Annotated in this window: 20 protein-coding genes; 8 read left to right on the top strand and 12 right to left on the bottom strand. The window is 73.9% G+C overall.

What is annotated here, in order from left to right; translation table 11 throughout:
* Positions 1-6: 6 nt before the first annotated feature.
* Positions 7-441 carry a division/cell wall cluster transcriptional repressor MraZ gene (gene mraZ, locus AOM03_RS00940; RefSeq protein ID WP_062379056.1) on the bottom strand — a complete coding sequence of 145 codons (435 nt, stop codon included), beginning with the start codon at positions 439-441 and terminating at the stop codon, positions 7-9.
* Positions 442-672: 231 nt separating this feature from the next.
* Here mraZ and AOM03_RS00935 point away from each other — a divergent pair, with 231 nt between their 5' ends.
* The 3 genes from AOM03_RS00935 to AOM03_RS00925 are packed head-to-tail and all read left to right on the top strand — an operon-like array spanning position 673 to position 5,053.
* A complete protein-coding gene (locus AOM03_RS00935) occupies positions 673-1,644 on the top strand; it encodes an AAA family ATPase (RefSeq protein ID WP_062377386.1) in 972 nt (323 codons plus the stop codon).
* Positions 1,641-2,894, top strand: coding sequence for a DUF58 domain-containing protein (locus tag AOM03_RS00930; protein ID WP_062377384.1), 1,254 nt, complete (start codon positions 1,641-1,643; stop codon positions 2,892-2,894). The genes AOM03_RS00935 and AOM03_RS00930 overlap by 4 nt, the downstream gene beginning before the upstream one ends.
* The gene (locus AOM03_RS00925) at positions 2,861-5,053 is read left to right on the top strand and encodes a transglutaminaseTgpA domain-containing protein (protein ID WP_062377382.1); all 2,193 of its coding nucleotides are present in this window, start codon (positions 2,861-2,863) and stop codon (positions 5,051-5,053) included. The genes AOM03_RS00930 and AOM03_RS00925 overlap by 34 nt, the downstream gene beginning before the upstream one ends.
* On the opposite strand, the gene AOM03_RS12780 is transcribed toward AOM03_RS00925, so the two are convergent.
* On the bottom strand, positions 5,050-5,439 hold the full coding sequence (locus tag AOM03_RS12780; RefSeq protein ID WP_162197253.1) for an SCO2097 family morphological protein: 390 nt from the start codon (positions 5,437-5,439) through the stop codon (positions 5,050-5,052). The two genes, AOM03_RS00925 and AOM03_RS12780, sit on opposite strands and share 4 nt — an antisense overlap.
* Positions 5,440-5,502: 63 nt before the next feature.
* Here AOM03_RS12780 and AOM03_RS00915 point away from each other — a divergent pair, with 63 nt between their 5' ends.
* Entirely contained in the window at positions 5,503-6,321 is an 819-nt protein-coding gene (locus tag AOM03_RS00915) for a spermidine synthase (protein ID WP_162197252.1), read from the top strand.
* Between the two features lie 112 nt (positions 6,322-6,433).
* Here the strand turns inward: AOM03_RS00915 and AOM03_RS00910 are convergent, their stop codons facing one another.
* Both AOM03_RS00910 and AOM03_RS00905 read right to left on the bottom strand, forming a co-directional pair.
* On the bottom strand, positions 6,434-6,637 hold the full coding sequence (locus AOM03_RS00910; protein WP_062377375.1) for a cold-shock protein: 204 nt from the start codon (positions 6,635-6,637) through the stop codon (positions 6,434-6,436).
* A gap of 141 nt (positions 6,638-6,778) precedes the next feature.
* Positions 6,779-7,702 carry a PAC2 family protein gene (locus tag AOM03_RS00905; protein WP_062377372.1) on the bottom strand — a complete coding sequence of 308 codons (924 nt, stop codon included), beginning with the start codon at positions 7,700-7,702 and terminating at the stop codon, positions 6,779-6,781.
* Positions 7,703-7,861: 159 nt separating this feature from the next.
* Here AOM03_RS00905 and AOM03_RS00900 point away from each other — a divergent pair, with 159 nt between their 5' ends.
* Complete coding sequence (locus tag AOM03_RS00900) at positions 7,862-10,051, top strand: HelD family protein (protein ID WP_062377370.1); 2,190 nt, start codon at positions 7,862-7,864, stop codon at positions 10,049-10,051.
* Positions 10,052-10,114: 63 nt separating this feature from the next.
* Here the strand turns inward: AOM03_RS00900 and AOM03_RS00895 are convergent, their stop codons facing one another.
* On the bottom strand, positions 10,115-10,927 hold the full coding sequence (locus AOM03_RS00895; protein ID WP_062377368.1) for a hypothetical protein: 813 nt from the start codon (positions 10,925-10,927) through the stop codon (positions 10,115-10,117).
* A gap of 61 nt (positions 10,928-10,988) precedes the next feature.
* Between AOM03_RS00895 and serA the strand changes: the two genes are divergently transcribed.
* Positions 10,989-12,185 (top strand): phosphoglycerate dehydrogenase, encoded by a 1,197-nt coding sequence (serA, locus tag AOM03_RS00890; protein WP_439645011.1) that lies wholly within the window; start codon positions 10,989-10,991, stop codon positions 12,183-12,185.
* 175 nt (positions 12,186-12,360) lie between these two features.
* Here the strand turns inward: serA and nrdR are convergent, their stop codons facing one another.
* Both nrdR and AOM03_RS00880 read right to left on the bottom strand, forming a co-directional pair.
* On the bottom strand, positions 12,361-12,834 hold the full coding sequence (gene nrdR, locus AOM03_RS00885) for a transcriptional regulator NrdR (RefSeq protein WP_062377367.1): 474 nt from the start codon (positions 12,832-12,834) through the stop codon (positions 12,361-12,363).
* Positions 12,835-12,915: 81 nt separating this feature from the next.
* The gene (locus tag AOM03_RS00880; RefSeq protein ID WP_062377365.1) at positions 12,916-13,233 is read right to left on the bottom strand and encodes a LysM peptidoglycan-binding domain-containing protein; all 318 of its coding nucleotides are present in this window, start codon (positions 13,231-13,233) and stop codon (positions 12,916-12,918) included.
* A gap of 185 nt (positions 13,234-13,418) precedes the next feature.
* On the opposite strand from AOM03_RS00880, the gene lexA reads away from it, so the two are divergent.
* Entirely contained in the window at positions 13,419-14,162 is a 744-nt protein-coding gene (lexA, locus tag AOM03_RS00875; protein ID WP_062377363.1) for a transcriptional repressor LexA, read from the top strand.
* 53 nt (positions 14,163-14,215) lie between these two features.
* On the opposite strand, the gene AOM03_RS00870 is transcribed toward lexA, so the two are convergent.
* Positions 14,216-16,168, bottom strand: coding sequence for an ATP-dependent DNA helicase (locus AOM03_RS00870; RefSeq protein WP_062377361.1), 1,953 nt, complete (start codon positions 16,166-16,168; stop codon positions 14,216-14,218).
* Between the two features lie 11 nt (positions 16,169-16,179).
* Positions 16,180-17,691, bottom strand: a complete 1,512-nt coding sequence (gene hflX / locus AOM03_RS00865) for a GTPase HflX (protein ID WP_439645010.1) — start codon at positions 17,689-17,691, stop codon at positions 16,180-16,182.
* 76 nt (positions 17,692-17,767) lie between these two features.
* Between hflX and AOM03_RS00860 the strand changes: the two genes are divergently transcribed.
* Positions 17,768-18,394: a class I SAM-dependent methyltransferase gene (locus AOM03_RS00860; protein WP_062377357.1), complete on the top strand. Its 627-nt coding sequence runs from the start codon at positions 17,768-17,770 to the stop codon at positions 18,392-18,394.
* 3 nt (positions 18,395-18,397) lie between these two features.
* Here AOM03_RS00860 and dapF read toward each other — a convergent pair whose 3' ends face one another.
* The 3 genes from dapF to miaB all read right to left on the bottom strand — a co-directional run.
* Positions 18,398-19,267, bottom strand: coding sequence for a diaminopimelate epimerase (gene dapF, locus AOM03_RS00855; protein ID WP_062377355.1), 870 nt, complete (start codon positions 19,265-19,267; stop codon positions 18,398-18,400).
* Positions 19,268-19,280: 13 nt separating this feature from the next.
* Positions 19,281-20,255 (bottom strand): tRNA (adenosine(37)-N6)-dimethylallyltransferase MiaA, encoded by a 975-nt coding sequence (gene miaA / locus AOM03_RS00850; RefSeq protein WP_062377353.1) that lies wholly within the window; start codon positions 20,253-20,255, stop codon positions 19,281-19,283.
* A partial coding sequence (gene miaB / locus AOM03_RS00845) for a tRNA (N6-isopentenyl adenosine(37)-C2)-methylthiotransferase MiaB (RefSeq protein WP_062377351.1) occupies positions 20,252-21,575 on the bottom strand: 1,324 nt, incomplete at its 5' end. The genes miaB and miaA, both read right to left, overlap by 4 nt.

Raw genomic sequence — 21,575 nt, 5'->3', positions numbered from 1 at the left:
ACGCGCTCACATGCCGGAGTCCTCGAAGATCTCCGCCGCGGTCTCCGCGTAGGCGTCCTCGCCGGACTCGAGGTAGTCCTCCCACCGCTGGGCGTCCCAGATCTCCACGCGGGAGCCCATGCCCACCACGGCGACGTCGCGCTCGAGCCCCGCGTAGCGGCGCAGCGGCTGCGACAGGAGGATGCGCCCCTGCTTGTCCGGCACGTCGTCGTTCGCGTGGCCCAGGAAGGCGCGCATGTAGTCGCGCGCGGCCTTGTTCTCGAGCGGCGCCTTGCGCAGGCGGTCGTGCACCTGCACGAACTCGTCGACCGGGAACAGGAAGACGCACCGGTCGAGGCCGCGCGTGGCGACCAGGCCGGAGCCCAGGCGGCCGCGGAACTTGGCAGGAAGGATGAGCCGGCCCTTCTCGTCGAGGCGGGGGTTGAAGGTGCCCAGGAGCATGCCGGTGGGGCCGAGGCCCAGCGTCGACGCGACGGTCATCCGGCCCCCTCCCCTCGTGCTGCCGCTCCCAGTGCCTCCACTTTACTCCACAACCCTCCACGAAGCCATGATTCGAGGCCGATTTCACCCCTGTGTCGATCAACTAAGGAGGTAAATCGCGTGGAGCGCGGTGGAGGGAATTGGGGGTGGAGGCGGGCCGCGCCGATCACTAGGCTCGACGTGGGAGGCACGATGACTGGACCGATCCCCACGGCCGCCGAGCTCGACGGGGTGCGCGAGACCGCGAGCCGGATCCGCGAGGCGGTGCGCTCCGTGCTGGAGGGGCTCGACCCGACGATCGACGCGGCGCTCGCCACCGTGCTGGCCCAGGGACACCTGCTGCTCGAGGACGTCCCCGGCGTGGGCAAGACCACGCTCGCGCGGGCGATCGGCACCGCGATCGACGGCACCGTGGGACGCATCCAGTTCACGCCCGACCTGCTCCCGTCGGATGTGACGGGCGTGAGCGTGTTCCGCTCCGACGAGCATCGCTTCGACTTCCGCCCCGGCCCCATCTTCGCCAACGTGGTGATCGCGGACGAGGTCAACCGGGCGTCGCCCAAGACGCAGGCCGCGCTGCTCGAGGCCATGCAGGAGCGCGCCGTCACGGTCGACGGCGTGACCCGTCGCCTCCCGTCGCCGTTCCTGGTCGCCGCGACCCAGAACCCCGTGGACATGGAGGGCACCTATCCCCTGCCCGAGGCGCAGCGGGACCGCTTCATGACACGGCTCGCGGTCGGCTATCCCGACCACGGCTCGGAGCTCGCGATGCTCGACTCGCACGACGGGGTCGACCCGCTCGACGCGATCACCCCCGTCACCACGATCGAGCGGCTCGCGGAGGTGATCGCGGTGGTCCGCCGCGTCTACGCGGCGCCCGCGGTGAAGGAGTACATCGTCGACCTCGCCCGCGCCACGCGCGGTCACCCTGACCTGCGCCTGGGCGCCTCGCCGCGAGCCTCGCTGCAGGTGCTCGCGGTCGTCAAGGCGCGCGCGGCCATGGCGGCGCGCGACCACGTGCTCCCCGACGACGTCAAGGCGCTCGCCATCCCGGTGCTCGCGCATCGGCTCATCCCCACCGCGCAGGCGCGCGCGGCCGGCCGCGACCCGGACGCCACGCTCCACGACCTGCTCGAGCGCGTCCCGGTTCCCGCCGCGTCGTGACCGGGCCACGCCGCGACGACGCCCTCGCGGGCGGCGAGACGGTGGTGTCCCCGCGCGGGATCGGCCTCGCCGGTGCCGGCGGCGCGCTGCTGGTCGCCGGGATCGGGCTCGGCTCCACCGGGCTCACGCTCGTCGCCCTCGCGGTGCTCGCGTGCGTGGGCCTGTCCGCCGCGTGGATCTGGCTCTCCCTGGCGCGGGCGCGGCGCGCCGTCGTCGAGGTGCGCCGTCACGCGAACCCGCCGACGCTCACCGCGGGGCTCCCGGGCGAGGTGATCGCACGGCTGGTCACGCGGGGCGGGGCGCGGCCGCGGGTGCGCGAGCAGGCGGCCCCCGAGCTCACCGGCGGCGGGCCCACGCGGGCCCAGGTGAGCTCCATGCCCGACGGGGTCCAGCTGCGCTACCGGCTCACGCCGCAGCGCCGGGGGCGGTGGCCGCTCGGGCCGCTGCTGGTGCGCGCCGAGGATCCGTTCGGCCTCGCCTGGGCGGACCGCGCGGTCGGCGCCGGCGCGAGCGTCGCCGTGTGGCCCCCGGTCACGGACCTGACTCACGCGACCGGCGCCCTGCTGGGCGCGGCCGAGACGGCGAGGGACGGCGCGCGCCTGCCCTCTCCGGACGATGCGGCGCTGCGCGACTACCGCGACGGCGACGACCTGCGGCGCGTGCACTGGCCGTCGTCGGCGCGGCGCGGCACCCTGCTGGTGCGGTCGGAGGAGGCCGCGAACCGCTCGCCCGCGACGGTGATGGGCCGCCTGCCCACGGACCCCGAGGCGGTCGAGGCCGCCATCCGGGCGGTCGCCTCCATCGCGCTCGGCGTGGTCGACTGCGGCCACCCGGTGCACGTGCGCCTGGGCGAGGCGAACCTCGTGGCCGGCGACTCGCACGCCCGTGGGCGGGACGTGGCGCGGTCCGTCGTGCTCGACGCGATGGTCGACCTCGCGCCCGCGCCGGACGAGGAGGCGGGGGACGCGGACCTCGCACGCCACGCGGCCGCCGCGGCCGCCGCCCCGGTGGAGCACGGCATCGTCTTCGCCGTGCTCGACGCGGCGGCGGACTCCACGCTCGCGGCCCTCGCGCCGCTCGGCGCCCGTGGCGGGGCGTTCGCCCTGGTCTCGCCCGCGGACGGCGGTCGCCCGGCCGCCGAGCGCACCGCGGCGCGGCTCGCCGCCCACGGCTGGACCGCGCACGTGGCCGGCCCGGGCGAGACGCTCGAGGAGTCGTGGACCGCGCTCGTGGGAACGGCGCGGCCGTGAGGGGCCGGGGCGCGAAGGCCCTGGGCACCGTGCTCGCGGCCGCGGCCGTGCTGTGCGGGCTGTTCGGGCTCGACGGATTCCTCGACGGCACCGAGTGGGCGGGGTCCGTCGTCGCCGTCGTCGGCGCGGCCACCGGGGCCGCGGCTGCGGCGCGGCTGCTCACCCGGTCCGCCGTGCTGCCGACCGCGGCGGGGCTCGTCGTCGGGGTCTGGGCACTCGTGGTCGCGTACGTGCCGTCGGCGGACGGCACGCGCACGCTCGTCCCCACGCCCGCCGCCCTGATCGCGCTGCGCGACCTCATGGACGACGGGATCGTGTACGCCGCGCAGACCCTCGCGCCCGCGCCGGTGGTGCCCGAGCTGGGCGCCCTGCTCGCCGCCGGCGCGCTCGCCATGATGCTCGCCGTGGACGCGCTGGCGGTGGGCGCGGGCCTCGCCGCCACGTCGGGCCTGCTGCTGCTCACGCCGTGGCTGCCAGCCTTCGCGATCCACCATCGCGCGGCCGTGCTGCCGCTCGCCGGCGCCGTGGTCTGCTGGACCGGACTGCTCGGGCTGGCACGGCGCGCCGACCCCGCGCCGGGGAGACGCACCACGCGGGTCGCGGTCGGGACCGCGGCGGGCGCGGGCGCGGTGGCCGTGGCGGCCGCGGCCGTGTTCGCGCCGCTCGGGCCCGCCGTCCCCGGCTGGGGCGCGTTGCCCCAGGTCGACGTGTCGAGCGGTCAGGCGGCCACGCGCCTCAGCCTCGACGTCGACCTGCGCCGCTCGCTCACCGAGCAGAGCCGTGCCGAGGTGCTCGCCTACAGCACGGAGGACGGCAGGCTCGACGTGCTGAAGACCACGACCCTCGCGGACTTCGACGGCAGCGAGTGGGCGCCCGGGCCGACCGGGCCGCCGGAGCCGCTCACCGGGCTGCTGTGGCCGGAGCAGGTCGCCGTCGGCGTCGGCACGCCGGCCTCGGTGCGGGTCGCGGTGCTCGCCCTCGACGTCGCGGACGTCCCGCTGCCGGACTCGCCCCGCACGGTCTCGGACGTCTCCGGCACCTATGACGCCGTGCGCGACGAGCTCAGCGTCGACAGCGCCGGCGGCGCCGACCAGCTCATCTACGCGGTCAACTACCTGCGCGACTTCCACACTGCCGATGCGCTGCTCGAGGCCCAGCAGGCGATCGCCGACGGAGGCGACGCCGCGGTCGACGCCGCCTACCTGGACCTCGCTCCCGCCATCGACGTGGACCGGGTGCGCACGCTCGCCGCCGAGCGCACCGCGGACGCGGGAACGCGGTACGCGCAGGCGGTCGCGCTCCAGGAGTGGCTGAGCGGGCCGGAGTTCGACTACTCGCCCGCCGTCGCGTTCGACGGGGACGACGCGGTCTCGCTGTTCCTGGACACGCGGGTGGGCTACTGCAGCCACTTCGCGACCACCATGGTGGTGATGGCGCGCACGCTCGACATCCCCGCGCGGCTGGCGCTCGGCTTCCTGGGCGGGCGCGCGCCCACCACCGACACCGGGTGGTACTACGTCACGGGCCAGGACTATCACGCCTGGCCGGAGCTGTACTTCCCGGGCCATGGGTGGGTGAGGTTCGAGCCGACGCCCGCCGTCCAGACCGGTCCCGCGCCCGAGTACGCGTCCCCCGAGGAGGCGGCGCCGGAGCAGTCCGCGACGCCGTCCCCCGAGGCGTCGGCCGCCACGGCGGACCCGACGCCGAGCGCGCTCCCGGAGGAGCCCGCAGACGCGTCGGACGCCGCCTCGCCGGTCCTGACGCGCGGAGCGCCGCTGGTCGCGGCGCTCGTGGCGGCGGCCCTGCTCGCGGCGGGAGGCGCGACCGCATGGATGGTGACGCGGGCGCGACGGCGCGGCCTCGAGCAGGTGTGGGCGGCGGTGGTGCGCCGACTGATCGGCGACGGCGCCGCGCTCACCCCCGCGGAGACCGTGGCTCGCGTCGAGCGCCTGCGCGACCTGGACGAGCCGCAGCGAGAGGCGCTGGCGCGGCTCGCCGCCGCCGTGGAGGACTACCGGTACGCCCCGGGCGGCACGGAGCCGACGCGCCGGGAGCTCGACGAGTGGCGGCGGGCGCTGCGCAGGACCCGCGCCCGCGCGACGGAGGCCGCTGCGACGGGGACGTCGCGGACGACGGAGAAGGCCGAGGACCGGGGCTAGAGGTCGCCGCGCTCCCGGCGACGCTGGAAGCGCTCCTCCATGCGCTCGACGAGGCCCTTCTTCTCGGGCTTGCGCGGCGCGCTCGAGGCGCCGGGCTTGGCGGCCGCCTTCGTGGGTCGCGGCGCGAGGATCGCCCAGATCGCGGCGGCGAGCATGACGGCGAAGCCGGCGACGCCGACGATCATCATCTGCGTCACGGCACCGGTGATCACGATGCCCAGGCCGACGAGCACGCCGAGCGCGGCCACGAGGTAGCGGGTCCGGGGCCTCGACGCCCGCGCCATCGCAGAGCCGAGCTTGGCGTCGGAACCCAGGTCCCGCTCCATCTGCTCGAGCACGCGCTGCTCGTACTCCGACAGCGGCATCGCGCCCTCCTTCTCCCGCACCGTGCATCCCAGTCTATCGGCACCGCCCCGGGGATTCCAGACGGGACGGTTACGGTGAGACCTATGTCTCGCCGCAAGTTCGCGCGCCCCGCCCCCGACGTCCGCCGTGGCGTCCCGTTCACGATCGCCACCGGTGCCGCCGAATTGCGAGACGAGCCTGACGGGACAACGTTCCTGTGGGTCAATGATGTTCCCAGTTCTCCGCTGCATCCGGATCCGGAGGTGCTGGACTTCGAGTACATGCGCCATCTGTCCGCCGCGGTCGCGGCCTGGTCGCCGCCGGCGCGCATGCTCGCCCTCCACGTGGGCGCGGCCGCCTGCACGTTCCCCCGCCACCTCGCGCACCGCTATCCGGACTCGGGGCACATCGCGGTCGACATCGACGCCACGCTCCCGGAGCTGGTGCGCACGTGGTGGGACCTGCCGCGCAGCCCCCGGCTGCGCATCCGCGAGCAGGACGGCCTCGCGGCGCTCGAGTCGCGGCGGGACCGGAGCCTCGACCTGGTGGTGCGCGACGCGTTCGCGGGCGACACCACTCCGGCCCACCTGGCCACGCCCGAGTGGTGGGGGCACGCCCGGCGCGCCCTGCGCCCGGGCGGCCTCGTGCTCGCGAACGTGGGCACGCGGCCCGGCGCGGTCTCCCCCGACGCCGCGGCCGCGCGGGCGGCCTTCGGCGCCGCCGTCGCCATCGGCGAGCACGCGGTCCTGCGCGGCAAGCGCCGCGGCAACGTGGTCCTGGCCGCGGTCAGGCCGGCGGACGATGCGGCGGCGGGCGACGATGCGGGGGCGGGCACCGCGACCGGCCTCGACGTCGACGCCCTGCGCCGCTACGCCTCGTCGGCGCCCCTGCCCACCGGGGTCGACCCGAACTGGCGGGGGTAGCCCGCCCGGCCACCGCATCGGCCCGGGTCGAGATCCCACCCGGGCGCGCATCGTCCCCGGGAACGACGAAGGCCGCCGCCCCGCAACGGGACGGCGGCCTTCACTCAAGCCATCAGATGGGGCGAACAGCCTCCGCCTGGGGGCCCTTGGGGCCGTTGGTGACCTCGAACTCGACGCGCTGCGCCTCCTCGAGCGAGCGGTAGCCCTCGGACTGAATCGCGGAGAAGTGGACGAACACGTCCGCGCCGCCGCCATCCTGAGCGATGAAGCCGTAGCCCTTCTCAGCGTTGAACCACTTCACAGAGCCCTGTGCCATGCGTATTTCCTTACCTGTCATGCCCGGGGACGGGAAGGCCGAACACCGTGTCCGGCCTCGTCGCCGCAATGGCTCGCACCCCGTCCGGTCAAGACAGGTCTTGCTCACTACGTACTGCAACCGGGACCAGTGTGGCAGATATCAGGCGCCGTTGGGAGGCTCACGGCGCTGTTGAGCGAGGAATTTCTCGAATTCTGCCGCCAATTCGTCCGCGGAGGGCAGGGATGCCTCGTCCACCGCGCCCTCGCCGCGCGCCTCCTGGAAGGCGTCGTACTGCTCCTCGAGCGCGGCGACCAGCGCCTGGACCTCCTCGCTCTCGGACATCTGGCGGGCGATCTCCTCGTCGGCGCGGGAGGCGGCCTCGTCGAGGTCCCCGCCGTCCACGGCGAGACCGGAGATGTCCGCCACCGACGCGAGCGCGCGCTGCGCCGCCTGGGGATACGACGACTGGGCCAGGTAGTGGGGCACGTGGACCGCCACGTTGACGCACGTGAGCCCCCACTGCCCGAACCGGTACTCGAGCAGGTTCTGGGCGGACGCCGGCACCGTGACGGTGCCGAAGAGGCTCGGGGTGTCGGGCAGCAGGTCCTGATCCGTGCCGTGGATGGTGACCATGAGGTCGCGCGTGTGCGGCACCGCCATGGGAATCCCGTGCGTGCCGAGCGTGAGTTCCACGCCCATCCGCTCCACGATGGACCGGACCTCCTTGATGTAGCGCTCCCACTGGATGTCGGGCTCGAAGCCGTGCAGCAGCAGGTAGGCGCGCCCCTCCTCGTCGTGGACCAGGTCGAGGTCGAGGTGCGGCTCGTCGTACGAGGTCCACTGGTTGACCGAGAACGTCATCTCGGGCCGGCGGGAGCGGTAGTCGAGCAGCTGGTCGATGTCGAAGGACGCGATCCGGACCGGGTCCCCCTTCTCGAGCAGCTCCTCCGCGACGAGCGCGCCCGCGCGCCCGGCGTCGACGAACCCGCGCAGGGAGTGGACGAGCACGGCGCCGGCGCGCGGGGCCGTGTCCGCCCAGGCCTGGACCCCCTCGGGGTCCCACGTGAGGAGAGGTCGTTCCATGATTCCTCCATCCTCGCACCGACCGGCGGCTCCCCGGTCGAGGTTCGCCTATGCGCGAAACGCCCGGGCGTCACGGCGCTACCGCGCACCCTTCCGGATGCGGAATAATGGTGGACCGCCTTGTCGAAGGACAACGCGACGCGGGTGAAGGGTATGCCGATGGGGAACGAGCGAGGCCTGACGGCCGAGCGCAGCGGGCTGGCGGCCGAGCAGACGGTGGTCGACGGCCTGTACGGGCGTCTGGACGCGCTGCGGGGTGAGGCGGAGCACCGGCTCGCCGCGATCCGCCGCGAGGGTCCGTCGGGATCACCGCAGAACCGCTCCGAGCGCGACGCCTTCGCGACGCTCTACGAGGACCGGATCTCCCAGCTCGACGCGGTCGAGGATCGCCTGTGCTTCGGCCGCCTGGACCTGCGCGACGGCCACCGCTTCTACGTGGGCCGCATCGGGCTGTCGGACGAGGAGCACCAGCCGCTGCTGACGGACTGGCGCGCGCCCGCCGCACAGGCCTTCTACTCAGCGACCGCCGCCACCCCGGGCGACGTGGTCAACCGCCGTCACCTCACCACCGCCGGCCGCCGCGTCACCGCGGTCGAGGACGATGTGCTCGACGTCGAGGCGCTGCGTGAGTCGGGCGCCGATGCGGCGCTCGCCGGCGAGGGCGCCCTGCTGGCCGCGCTCGGCGCGCGGCGCACGGGCCGGATGGGCGACATCGTCGCCACCATCCAGGCCGAGCAGGACGCGGTGATCCGCGCCCCCATGACCGGCGCGCTGGTGGTCCAGGGCGGCCCGGGTTCGGGCAAGACCGCCGTGGCCCTGCATCGTGCCGCGTTCCTGCTGTACCACCACCGCGAGCAGCTCGAGTCCCGCGGCGTGCTGCTCATCGGCCCCTCGAAGACCTTCCTGCGCTACATCGACCACGTGCTGCCCTCGCTGGGCGAGACCGGCGCCGTGTCGACCACGCTCGGCGGCCTGGTGCCCGGCGTCGAGTTCACGGGCGTCGAGCCCGACGACTCCGCGGAAGTCAAGGGCCGCACCGCGATGGCCGCGGTCATCAAGGCCGCCGTCCGCGAGCGCCAGCGCGTGCCCCGCCGCGACCAGGAGATCCGCATCGACGGCCGCACCGTCGTGGTGCGGCGCGGTGACGTCAAGGAGGCGCAGGCGAAGGCCCGCCGCGACGGCCGTCCGCACAACGAGGCGCGCGCCGTCTTCGCCAAGGAGATGATCACCCGCCTCACCCGCCAGCTGCTCGACCAGCTCGACTACACGGTGGGCGACGAGGACCGGCTCGAGCTCGAGCGCGACGTCCGCGACAGCCGCGACGTGCGCGTGGCGATCAACCTGTGCTGGCTGCCGGTGACGCCGCAGCAGCTCATCCGCGACCTGTTCTCCAAGGCGCACCTGCTCGACCACGCCGCCCGCAAGCTCGCGCGCGACGAGCGCGACCTGCTGCTGCGCCCCGCCTCGATGCCGTTCACCGAGGCCGACGTGCCGCTGCTCGACGAGGCCGCGGAGCTGCTGGGCGAGATGCCCGGCGGCCGCCGCCCGCGCGGCGACGAGCCCACCACCGAGGAGATCGAGTACGCCCGCGACGTGCTCGACACCTTTGGCGACGGCGGCATGGTGACCGCCGAGGCCCTCGCCTCGCGCATGAAGTCGGGCACCGCCCGCCTCACCGTCGCCGAGCGCGCCCGGGGCGACCGCACGTGGACCTACGGCCACGTGGTGGTCGACGAGGCCCAGGAGCTCTCCCCCATGGCGTGGCGCATGCTGCTGCGCCGCTGCCCCACGCGCTCCTTCACCATCGTGGGCGACGTGGCGCAGACCGCCTCCGTGGCCGGCACCCGCTGGTGGCCCGAGGCGATGGACCCGCTGTTCGAGTCCTCGTGGGAGCTGCGCGAGCTCACCATCTCCTATCGCATCCCGGCCCCGGTGGCCGATGCGGCGCAGGCCTACGCGAAGGCCGCGGGCCTTCCCGTGAGCGAGCTGAGCGCCGCGCGCGAGCTGGACGACGCGGTCGCCTTCACCCGGGGGGACGATGCGGTCGCGAGTGCGGCGCGGATCGCCCGCGCGCGCGCCGAGGAGTTCGTGGACGGCGAGGGCGGCCTGGTGGCCGTGGTCGCGGACCGGTCGATGCACCCGCGCCTGCGCAACGCGCTGAGCGGCACCGGCATCTCCGTCATGACCGCTCGCGAGTCCAAGGGCCTCGAGTTCGACGTGGCCGTCGTGGTGGAGCCGTCGCTCATCGCCAGGCGTCCGGGCGACCTCTACGTGGCGCTCACGCGTCCCACGCGCCGCCTCGAGGTGGTGCACGCCGAGGATCTCCCGGCAGGCCTGGGTCCCGCCTGAGCGGGTCCTGATCGAGCGGGTCGCGCCTGACCGAGTCCTCCCGGCCGGCGGCCTGCGCGACGGTCAGACGTCCTCGCACGCCCCGGAGCCCGCGACCGCGAGGCCGGCGAGGTCCCCGTCGCCCCAGTCGAGCAGGCGCAGGTTGGACTCGTGCATGAGCTCGCTCGTGTCGGCGACGTGCGCGAGACCCACCACGTGGGCGAGCTCGTGTGCGATGACCGCCTCGGCGAGCGCCGCGCCGTCGCTCTCGTTGCGCAGGATGCCGGCCAGGTCCTCGAAGTCGAGCGTGACTACGCCCGCGCGCAGCCACATCTCGTCGCCATAGGCGCCCGGCACGGCCGACGAGCCTCCCAGCCCGGTGACCGACCCCTTCAGGTCCGGGTTCTGGGCCTCGTTCTGGAACCCGAGGAGCACGGGCGCGAAGCGGTCGCCGTACCGCTCCTGGATGAGGGCCCGGTCGAAGGACACGGGCTCGTCCGTGTAGCCCTCGTACGCGAAGGCCAGCCCCGTCGCCTCCTGCACCCGCGCCACCGCGGCGTGCACCAGCGGCTCCACGCCGTCGGGCATGAGGTGATCCGCGATCACCCACTCCACCTCGCGGCAGGGGTCGTAGCGCACCGGACCGCCGCCCGCGCCGCCCGTGGGGAACAGGAACTCGTAGGCGCCCGCGGTGAGGGCCGTGACCCGCGGCCTGATCCGCTCGGTCTCGCCCTGAGGCAGCGGAATGCGGACCGCCTCCCCCTCCGCCTCGATCACGTTGCGCGGGGTGCCCCAGTGGCGCACGTCGCTCCACGTGACGCCGTGCCACCAGGCACCCGCGACGAACACCGCGGCCGCGGCGGCGGCGACGACGGTGACACGCGACACGGACCTCATGAGGGCACTCTGCCACCTGCGTCGATTTGCCGTCACCCAAAAGTGCGAGACGATAGCCCTCGTGCGAGCACTTCTACTTGAGAACCTTCACCCCAAGGCCACCGAGATCCTGACCGGCGCCGGCGTCGAGGTCGAGGCCCACGGCGGCGCGATGGACGAGGACGAGCTGATCGCCGCCCTCGACGGCGTCCAGATGCTGGGCATCCGGTCCAAGACGCAGCTCACCGAGCGCGTCATCGAGTCCGCCCCCTCGCTCATCGCGGTGGGCGCCTTCTCGATCGGCACCAACCAGATCGACCTCGATGCGGCCGCCCGTGCCGGCATCGCGGCCTTCAACGCCCCGTTCGCGAACACGCGCTCCGTCGTGGAGCTCGCGGTGTCGGAGATGATCTCCCTCACGCGGCGCCTGCCCGACCACAACCGCTCCCTGCACGAGGGCGTGTGGTCCAAGTCGGCCACCGGCGCCCACGAGATCCGCGGCCGCACGCTCGGCATCGTCGGCTACGGCAACATCGGCTCGCAGCTGTCGGTCATCGCCGAGGCGCTCGGCATGAACGTCATCTTCTACGACATGCAGGAGAAGCTCGCGCTGGGCAATGCGACCCCCATGCCCAGCCTCACGGCGCTGCTGCGCGAGGCGGACATCGTCACCCTGCACGTGGACGGGCGCCCCGGCAACGCCGGCTTCTTCGGCCGTGAGCAGCTCGAGACCATGAAGCCCGGCGCGATCCTGCTGAACCTCTCGCGCGGCTTCATCGTCGACGTCGAGGCGCTCAAGGCCGCCCTCGAGTCCGGCCACCTGGGCGGCGCCGCCGTCGACGTGTTCCCGGTCGAGCCCAAGAAGACGGGCGACCCGTTCGACAGCCCGCTGCAGAACATGTCGAACGTGATCCTCACGCCGCACATCGGCGGCTCCACGGAGGAGGCCCAGCGCGACATCGGCATCTTCGTCGCCACGCGCCTGCGCGACTACATGTGGCACGGCTCGACCTCGCTGAGCGTCAACCTCCCCAATCTCTCCCTCGAGCACCCGTCCGCGAAGCACCGCATCGCGCACCTGCACGAGAACGTGCCGGGCGTCCTCGCCGCCGTCAACTCGGTCTTCGCCACGCACGGCGTCAACATCGAGGCGCAGCTGCTGGGCACCCGCGGGGAGCTCGGCTACGTGGTCACGGACGTGGCCTCGGGCCTCGACGACGCCTCGATCGAGGCGCTGCGCAGCATGCCGGGCACGGTGCGCCTGCGCGTGCTGTCCTAGCCTCGACACCCCGTCCTTCTCACGTCACCCCTCCACACAGCTCGGGCCGGAATGGGCCCGAATCGGCCAATATCGGCGCGACACGCCGCACGACACGCCGAAGGTGTGTGGAGGGGTGATTTTTCGTGTGGAGGAGTGACGTGGGGCGCGGCTGGATGAGGCTGGTGCGGGCGCGTCAGGCCGGGTTGGAGTCCTGCGCCGCGGCGTCCTCGGAGCGCAGCTGCGCGATCGCGGACTCGAAGTCCTCGAGGGTCTCGAACGCCTGGTAGACGCTCGCGAATCGCAGGTACGCGATCTTGTCGAGCTCCCTCAGCGGGGGCAGGATCGCGAGGCCGATCTCGAGCGCGTCGATCTCGGCCTGGCCCCGTGAGCGGATGGCCTCCTCGACGCGCTGCGCGAGGAGGGCGAGGTCGTCGTCGCTGACCGGTCGGCCCTGGCAGGCCTTGCGCACGCCCGAGACGATCTTGTCCCGGCTGAACGGCTCGGAGACGCCGTTGCGCTTCAGCACCGAGAGGCTCGCGGTCTCCACCGTGGAGAACCGGCGCCCGCAGTTGGGGCACTCACGCCGACGACGGATGGACGACCCGTCGTCCGCGGTGCGCGAGTCGACCACGCGCGAGTCGGAATGGCGGCAGAACGGGCAGTGCATGCCCCCACTCTGCCACGAGGATAGGGCCCTGCCCGGGAGGCCGGCACGACCCGTCGGCCCTGGATGGGCCCGGTAGGCGCGTCAGCCGGCGACGGGGACGTAGATCTGCTGGCCTGCGTCGAGCGAGGTGGTGGGCATCGCGTTGAGGCGCTGGATGCGCGCGACGGTGTCGCGGACGTCGTGGCCCTGCGCGGTGAGGTCGGTCGCGATCTCCCACAGGGTCTCCCCCGCCACCACCGTGTGCGTGTCGACGGGCGCCGACACGGCCTCCCCGTCCGAGGCGAACGCCTGCGGCGCGACGACGCCGGCGAGGGCGAGCAGCCCCACGACGGTCACGGTGCGGCCGGCACGGCGGCGGCGAGCCCGGGCCTGCGCGGTCTGCGGTGCATAGATGCTCATGGTGGTCCTCCCTGGTCGAACACTTCGCGTTCGAACACCTGTTCTATCGAACGTATGTTCTAGTTGTACACCGGCGGTCCGACAGCCGCAAGACACGATCGAACATATGTTTGATTCGAGCCGCGTCCTGCCCTACTGTCATGAGACAAGAGGACCACCGGGGTCTGACATCGAAGGGGGCTGCGATGGCCGAGCGGCGGGACGCGACGATCCACGAGCTGCGCGATCCGGAGACCGGACTCACCGCGCGCCAGCGCGCCGTGGTCGACTGCATCCGCTCCGCGATGGCCGAGCGCGGCTACCCGCCGTCGATGCGGGAGATCGGCGAGGCCGTGGGCCTCACCTCGACCTCGTCCGTCAAGCACCAGCTCACCGCCCTCGAGGCCAAGGGCGTGCTGCGCCGCGACCCCCACCGCCCGCGCGCGATCGAGGTGCTGCTCCCCGGCGAGGAGCCCGCCGCTCCCCCGGCGCCCCCCGTCGAGGCGACCCCGGACGATGCGCCGGCCGGCGCATCGTCCCCCGTCACCCAGCCGGTCGAGCCCGCCCTGCCGGATGACGTCTCGCTGGTCCCCCTGGTGGGCCGCATCGCGGCCGGCGGGCCCATCCTCGCGGACCAGGCCGTCGAGGACTCGTTCGCGCTGCCGCGTCAGCTCACGGGCGAGGGCGACCTGTTCATGCTCAAGGTGTCCGGCGACTCGATGATCGACGCGGCCATCTGCGACGGCGACTGGGTGGTGGTGCGCCGCCAGCAGGACGCCGTCAACGGCGACATCGTCGCGGCACTGCTGGACGACGAGGCCACCGTCAAGACCTTCCGCCGCAAGGACGGCCAGGTGTGGCTCATGCCGCACAACCCCGCGTACACGCCCATCGACGGCACGCACGCCCGCATCATGGGGCGCGTGGTGTCCGTGATGCGCCGGGTCTAGGTTTCACCTACCCCGCGTCTCACCGACCCTGAGCCGCCTCAACCCCGAGCGGCTCAGGCCCCGCGCAGCCTCCTGAGCGCCCCGAGCGCGACCTCGCGGTCCGTCGTGGGCCACAGCTCCGGCATCGACCGGGCGAGGAAGCCGCCGTACCGGGCGGTCGCGAGCCGGGGGTCGAGCACGGCGACCACGCCGCGGTCCGACGAGGACCGGATGAGCCGCCCCGCGCCCTGCGCCATGAGCAGCGCGGCGTGGGTGGCGCTGATCGCCATGAAGCCGTTGCCGCCCGCCGCCGCGACGGCCTCCGTGCGCGCCTGCGCGATGGGCTCGTCGGGGCGCGGGAACGGGATGCGGTCGATGACCACCAGGCTCGAGGTCGCGCCGGGCACGTCGATGCCCTGCCACAGCGAGGTCGAGCCGAACAGGCAGGCCCGTTCGTCCTCCTTGAACCGCGCGACGAGCGTGGGCAGCTGGTCGTCGAGCTGGTAGAGCACCGGCACGTCGAGCCGCTCGCGCATCGCCTCGACCGCCGCCTGGGCGGCGCGATGCGAGGAGAACAGGCCGAGGGTGCGGCCGTCGGCGGCGCGGATCAGCGCCTCGAGCTCGTCGAGCGCCTCGGCGCCGATGCCGCCCATGCCGGGCTTGGGCAGGTGCTTGGCGACGTAGAGGATCCCCTGGCGCGGGTAGTCGAACGGGCTGCCCGCGTCGAGCGTGATGGGATCGTCGACGCCCAGGTGGCGCGAGATCGCGGCGAAGTCGCCGCCCAGCGCCAGCGTCGCGGACGTCATGACGGACGCCTTCTCCTCGAGCAGCCGGGTGCGGATGAGGCCGGCCACGTCGAGCGGCGCGGAGACGATGCGCTCCACCACCGGGGAGTCGTACTCGCCGTCGCGCGGGGCGAGCCAGATGACCGCCCGGCCGTGCTCGCCCTGAAGTTCCTCGCACACGTCGTGGATCTCGCCCAGCGCGGCCGTCGCGATCTTCCCCGCGGTCCCGCCCGGCTTCTCGTCCGCCGAACCCTTGGTCACGGCCGTCATGGCCGCGCGCACCGCGCCGCGAAGCTCCTCGATGACGACGGCGAGCTCCTCGGGCAGTCCGAGCCGCAGGCGGCCGGGAGTGCAGTCGCCCAACGCGGCGTCGAGCCGGCGCTCGGCGCGGTCGATGGCCTCGGTGTCGTGGCCGCACCGCCGGGCGGCGCGCGAGGCCCGACCGACGGCGTTGACCGTGAGCTCGTGCGTCGCGGAGGACGTGATGCGCTGGACCAGCTCGTGCGCCTCGTCGACCACCAGCACCGAGTGCTCGGGCAGGATGTCGTGGCTCGTGGCCTGGACGCCCAGCATCGCGTGGTTGGTGACCACCACATCCGACTCGGCGGCCTCGACGCGCGAGCGCTGCGAGAAGCACCGGTCCAGCACCGGGCACTTGGACTCGAGGCACTCGCGTCCGGTGACGGACACCTGGGCCCATGCCCGGCCGGTCACGCCCGGGACCAGGTCGTCCCGGTCCCCCGTGTCCGTTTCGGCCGCCCACTCGTGCAGGCGCGCCACCTCCTTGCCCAGCTCGGAGGTGGGGCCGGCGGCGATGGGCAGCATGCCGTCGTCCGGCTCCGGGTAGCCGCCGTCGAGCTTGTGGGCGCACACGTAGTTGGCGCGGCCCTTGACGAGCGCGAGCCGGGGCTCCCTCCCCAACAGGGGCGTGAGCGCGTCCGCGACCAGGGGCAGATCCTTGGTGAACACCTGGCGCTGGAGGGCGAGCGTCGCCGTGGAGACCACCACGCGCTCCTGGGCGCGCACCGCGTGGGCGACGGCCGGGACCAGGTATCCCAGCGACTTTCCCGTGCCCGTGCCCGCCTGGATGAGGGCGTGCGCGTCCCCAGCCAGCGCATCGGCCACCGCCCGTGCCATGTCCCGCTGCCCCGCGCGCGGCTCGCCGCCCAGCGCGCCGACGGCCGCGTCCAGCAGTCCGTCGACGTCGTGTGTCTCGGGCGCGTCCGCGCCGCCGTCCGTCATGGGGGTCCCGCTCAGGCGGTGGCGACGGCGGCCTCGGCGAGGCGGCCCGCGAGCGGCTCGTCGACGAGGGCGTGCAGGCGCGTGCCCTCGGCCACGTGGGTCTCGGAGAGCACCTCGCCGCGCGTGTGCACCTCGGAGACCAGGTCGCCGCGGGTGTAGGGGATCACCAGGTCGACCTCGGTGCTGGGGCGCGGGAGCTCGCGGCCGATGAGCGCCATGAGCTCGTCGATGCCCGCGCCGGTAAGCGCGGAGACCTCGATGGTCATCTCGCGGCGGGCGCGCAGGCGCAGCAGCACGTCGGGATCGGCGATGTCGGCCTTGTTGAGGACCAGCACCTCCTTGACCTGGTCCGCGCCGGGCACGTCGGAGAGCACCTCGCGCACGGCGCGGATCTGGCTCTCGGGGTCCGGGTGGGAGGCGTCCACGACGTGGAGCATGAGGTCCGCGTTCGCGACCTCCTCCAGGGTGGAGGCGAAGGCGGCGACCAGCTGGTGGGGCAGGTCGCGCACGAAGCCGACCGTGTCGGAGACGGTGAACGCGCGGCCGTCGGGCGTCTGCGAGCGGCGCACGGTCGGGTCCAGGGTCGCGAAGAGCGCGTTCTCGACGAGCACGCCGGCGCCGGTGACGCGGTTGAGGAGCGACGACTTGCCCGCGTTGGTGTAGCCCACGATCGCGACGTTCGGCAGGCCCAGCCGCTTCTCGCGGCGCACGGCGCGTGCGGGCTCCATCGCCTTGATCTGGCGGCGCAGCTGCGCCATGCGGGTGTGGATGCGGCGGCGGTCCAGCTCGATCTTGGTCTCACCGGGACCGCGCGAGCCCATGCCCGCGCCGGCGCCGCCCACCTGGCCACCGGCCTGGCGCGACATCGACTCACCCCAGCCGCGCAGGCGCGGCAGCAGGTACTCGAGCTGCGCGAGCTCGACCTGCGCCTTGCCCTCCTTGGACTTCGCGTGCTGGGCGAAGATGTCCAGGATGAGCGCGGTGCGGTCGATCACCTTGACCTTGACGACGTCCTCGAGCGCGCGGCGCTGGCTGGGCGCGAGGTCGTCGTTGACGATGACGGTGTCCGCGCCCACGGCCGCGACGATCTCCGCGACCTCCTGCGCCTTGCCCTTGCCTACGTACGTGGCCGGGTCGGGGTGGGGCCGGCGCTGCAGCACGCCGTCGAGCACCTCCGAGCCGGCGGTCTCCGCGAGCGCGGCGAGCTCGCGCAGCGAGACCTCGGCGTCCTCGGCGCTGCCATGGCTCCACTGACCCACGAGCACCACCTTCTCGAGCCGCAGCTGGCGGTACTCGACCTCGGTGATGTCCTCGAGCTCGGTCGAGAGGTTGGCGACGCGGCGCAGCGCGGCGCGCTCGTCGCGCTCGAACTGGTCGCCGTCGTAGTCGGTGACACGGGTGCCGCCCTCGGCGACCGCGGTGCCGGCGCGCGAGAGGACCCGGTCGATCACCGCATCGGCGCGGGACTGCTCGGCGGTGGGGTCGGGGACGGGAGAAGGAAGTTCACTCATACGTCCGTCCATTGTCTCACCCCGGCCGCGCACGCGGCGCGTGTCCTCGACAGGCCGTCGCCGCACGGTCCCCCGGTACTCTCACGGGGTGAGCGAGGACCACTACTTCACCGCCCGGCCGGCGTCCGCGGACGAGCGCCGCCTCATCTCCGTGACCCTCGCCGGCGAGCCGCTCGAGCTCGAGACGGCCGCCGGCGTCTTCTCCCCCGGCCACGTCGACCTGGGCACCCAGGTGCTGCTGCGCACCGTGCCCGCGCCCCGCGGGCGCGTGCTCGACCTGGGCTGCGGCTGGGGACCCATCGCCCTCACCGCGGCATTGTCCGGGGCCGATGCGGTGGTCGCCGTAGACGTCAACGAACGGGCCCTGGACCTGTTGCGCCGGAACGCGGCCCGGGTGGCCGCGCGCCGCCCCCTCGCGCCGCTCGTGGCCTGCCTGCCCATCGAGGTCGCGGCCGAGGCGTCCTTCGACACCCTCTGGTCGAACCCTCCCATCAGGATCGGCAAGGAGGCGCTGCACGCCCTGCTCGACGCGTGGCTCCCGCGCCTCGCACCCCGCGGCGAGGCGTTCCTGGTGGTCCAGCGCAACCTCGGCGCGGACTCGCTCGCCAAGTGGCTCGCGGCGCGCGGCGAGGAGAACGGCGGCTGGGGCGCGGTGGAGAAGCTGGGCAGCGCGAAGGGCTTCCGGGTGCTGCGCGTCGAGGCCGCCCAGGGCTGAGGGCTAGTCCCCCGCCTCGACCTCGCCGTGCGCGACCAGCACGGCCGGCCCCTCGAGCACGGTCGACGAGCCCTCGATCCGCACGGTGACGAGCCCGCCGGGCACCTCGACGTCCCAGACGTCCGGCGCGCCGTCGCCGCCCCAGGCGCGCATCGCGAGGGCCACGGCGCACGCGCCCGTGCCGCACGAGCGGGTCTCGCCCGAGCCGCGCTCGTGGACGCGCATGCGCACGCGGCCGCGCGTCTCGCCGTCGACCGCGTGCTCCCCGAGCGCGACCGCGAACTCGACGTTGGTGCCGTGCGGCGGCACCGGGTCGACCCGAGGCGCGACCGTTAGGTCCAGCGCGGCCAGCTCGTCGAGGTGTGCGAGCGCGACCACGTGATGCGGGTTGCCCATGTCCACGGACAGGGCCGGTCGCACGTGCTCGAGGCCGCGCGCGGCCACCTCGGAATCGAATCCCTTGCCCGCGTCGCCCAGGCGATACTCCCCCATGCCCACGGCGTAGCGGCCGCCGCCCAGCGAGGTGAGCGTCTTGGGTCCGCCGCGCGTGCCGATGACGGTGCCCTCGCCCAGCGTCACCCCCGCGGACGCCTCGATGAACGCGCCGAACACCCGGGCGCCGTTGCCGCACATCTCCGCGGTGGTGCCGTCCGCGTTCCAGTAGTCCATGAACCACGTCTCGGGCGCGAATCCCGCGCCCGTGTCCACGGCCCCGGCGCGCACCGCGCGGATGACGCCGTCGCCGCCGAGCCCCGCGCGTCGGTCGGCGAGGAACCGCACCAGCTCGGGCGTGAGGTCGATCGTGCCGGCCGGGTCGAACAGCAGCACGAAGTCGTTCTGCGTGCCGTGCCCCTTGGTGAACGCGAGAGTCATGCGGCCAGCCTAATCAGCGCGCGGCGAGGGCGGCATCGGCCTCCCGCACCACGGCGAGGGCATCCGCGGCGGCGCGCGGCGCATCGTCCGCGGTCACGGGCCCGTCGACCCACCGCACGCGCGGGTCGGGCCGCCACCACTGCTGCTGCTTCCTGGCCAGTCGGCGCGTGTGCTGCGCGATGAGGTCGCGCGTCTCGGCCGCGTCCAGCTCGCCGTCCAGGTGCCTCAGCGTCTCCGCGTAGCCCACGGCACGGCGGGCGGTGACCCCGTCGCGCAGGCCCCGCGCCTCCAGGGCGCGCACCTCGTCCACCAGCCCGGCCTCCCACATCGCGTCGACGCGGGCGTCGATGCGCGGATCGAGCACCTCGAACGGCACGGTGAGGGCGACGGTCACTGCGGGCGCGAAGTACTCGTGCCGCGGCAGGGAGCTCTGGGTGGAGCCCGTCAGCCGAATGATCTCGAGGGCGCGCACCAGGCGCTTGACGTTCTGGACCGGGATCTTGGCGGCGGCCTCCGCGTCGAGCTCGGCGAGCTCGCGATGGAGCACGCCGGGCCCCTCGGCCTCCGCCCGCGCCTCGAGGGACGCGCGCAGCGCCGGATCCGTGCCGGGGAAGTCGAAGCGATCGAGCAGCGCGCGCAGGTACAGCCCGGAGCCGCCGACCACGATCGCCCGCCGTCCCCGCGCGTGGATGTCCGCGATGTCCGCGCGCGCCTCGCGCTGGAAGCGCGCCACGGAGGCGTCCTCGTGGACGTCGAGCATGTCGAGCTGGTGGTGGACCACGCCGCGTCGCTCGGCGACGGGCAGCTTGGCCGTGCCGATGTCCATGCCCCGGTAGAACTGCATCGAGTCCGAGTTGACCACCTCGCCGCCCAGCGCGCGGGCGAGCTCGAGGCTCACGGCGGACTTGCCCGTCGCGGTCGCTCCGACGATCGCGACGATCGCGGGGGACGATGCGCGGGCGGGGTCCGCCTCCCGGGCGGAGGTCACGCGCGGCGCGGGGTGGGGACGCGCAGCGTCGGGATGCCGAGCCCGACGGGACCGGCCGGGGCGGCCGAGGGGTCGGCGGGCCCGCATCCGTCGTCCGACTGCGCGGCCTCCCACGCGTCGCCGGCACGGGTCGCGCGCACCACGTACGGGGCGCCCGGCTCGGGGTCGGCGATGAGGTGGTGCGGCGCCCCGTGGGTGATGCGCGCGGTGACCATGTCGCCGGGGCGCGGCGTGGCGGCGCCTTCGGGGACGGTGAAGTGCACCAGGCGGTTGCCGGGCTCGCGCCCGGACAGGCGCGCGGAGGCGCCGTCCTTGCGGCCGCCGCCGTCGAGCACCATGAGCTCGAGGTCGCGGCCCACCAGGGACTGCGAGTCCTCGAGCGTGATGCGCTCCTGCAGCGCGACCAGGCGCTCGAAGCGCTCCTGGACCACGGCCTTGGGGATGACCGGCAGCTCGTACGCCGGGGTGCCGGGCCGCGGCGAGTACTGGAACGTGTACGCGGAGGTGAAGCGCGAGGCCTCGACCACGCGCATCGTCTCCTCGAAGTCCTCGTCGGTCTCCCCGGGGAAGCCGACGATGATGTCCGTGGTGATCGCGGCGTCGGGCATCGCCGCGCGCACGCGGTCGATGATGCCCAGGAACTTCGCGGACCGGTACGAGCGGCGCATCGCCCGCAGCACGCGGTCGGAGCCCGACTGCAGCGGCATGTGCAGGCTGGGCATGACCGTGGGCGTCTCGGCCATCGCGGCGATGACGTCGTCGGTGAACGCGGCCGGGTGCGGCGAGGTGAAGCGCACGCGCTCGAGGCCCTCGATCGCCCCGCACGCGCGCAGGAGCTTGGCGAACGCGCCGCGGTCGCCGAACTCCACGCCGTAGGAGTTGACGTTCTGGCCCAGCAGGGTCACCTCGACGGCGCCCTGGGAGACCAGCGCCTCGACCTCGGCGAGGATCTCGCCCGGGCGGCGGTCGCGCTCCTTGCCGCGCAGGGAGGGGACGATGCAGAAGGTGCAGGTGTTGTTGCAGCCCACCGAGATCGACACCCAGCCGGAGGCGATCGCGTCGCGCTTCGACGGCAGGGTCGAGGGGAAGACCTTGAGCGATTCCTCGATCTCGACCTGCGCCTGGGCGTTGTGGCGGGCGCGCTCGAGCAGCACGGGGAGCACGTCGAGGTTGTGGGTGCCGAACACCACGTCCACCCAGGGCGCGCGCCGGGTGATCTCGCCGCGATCCTTCTGGGCGAGGCAGCCGCCGACGGCGATCTGCATGCCCGGCCGCTCGGCCTTGACGGACGCGAGCTGGCCCAGGTTGCCGTAGAGGCGG

The organism is Demequina pelophila (assembly GCF_000971175.1).
Classification (GTDB): Bacteria; Actinomycetota; Actinomycetes; order Actinomycetales; family Demequinaceae; genus Demequina; species Demequina pelophila.
The sequence above is the reverse complement of the archived record's forward strand: the minus strand, read 5'-3'. Positions and strand labels throughout refer to the sequence as shown.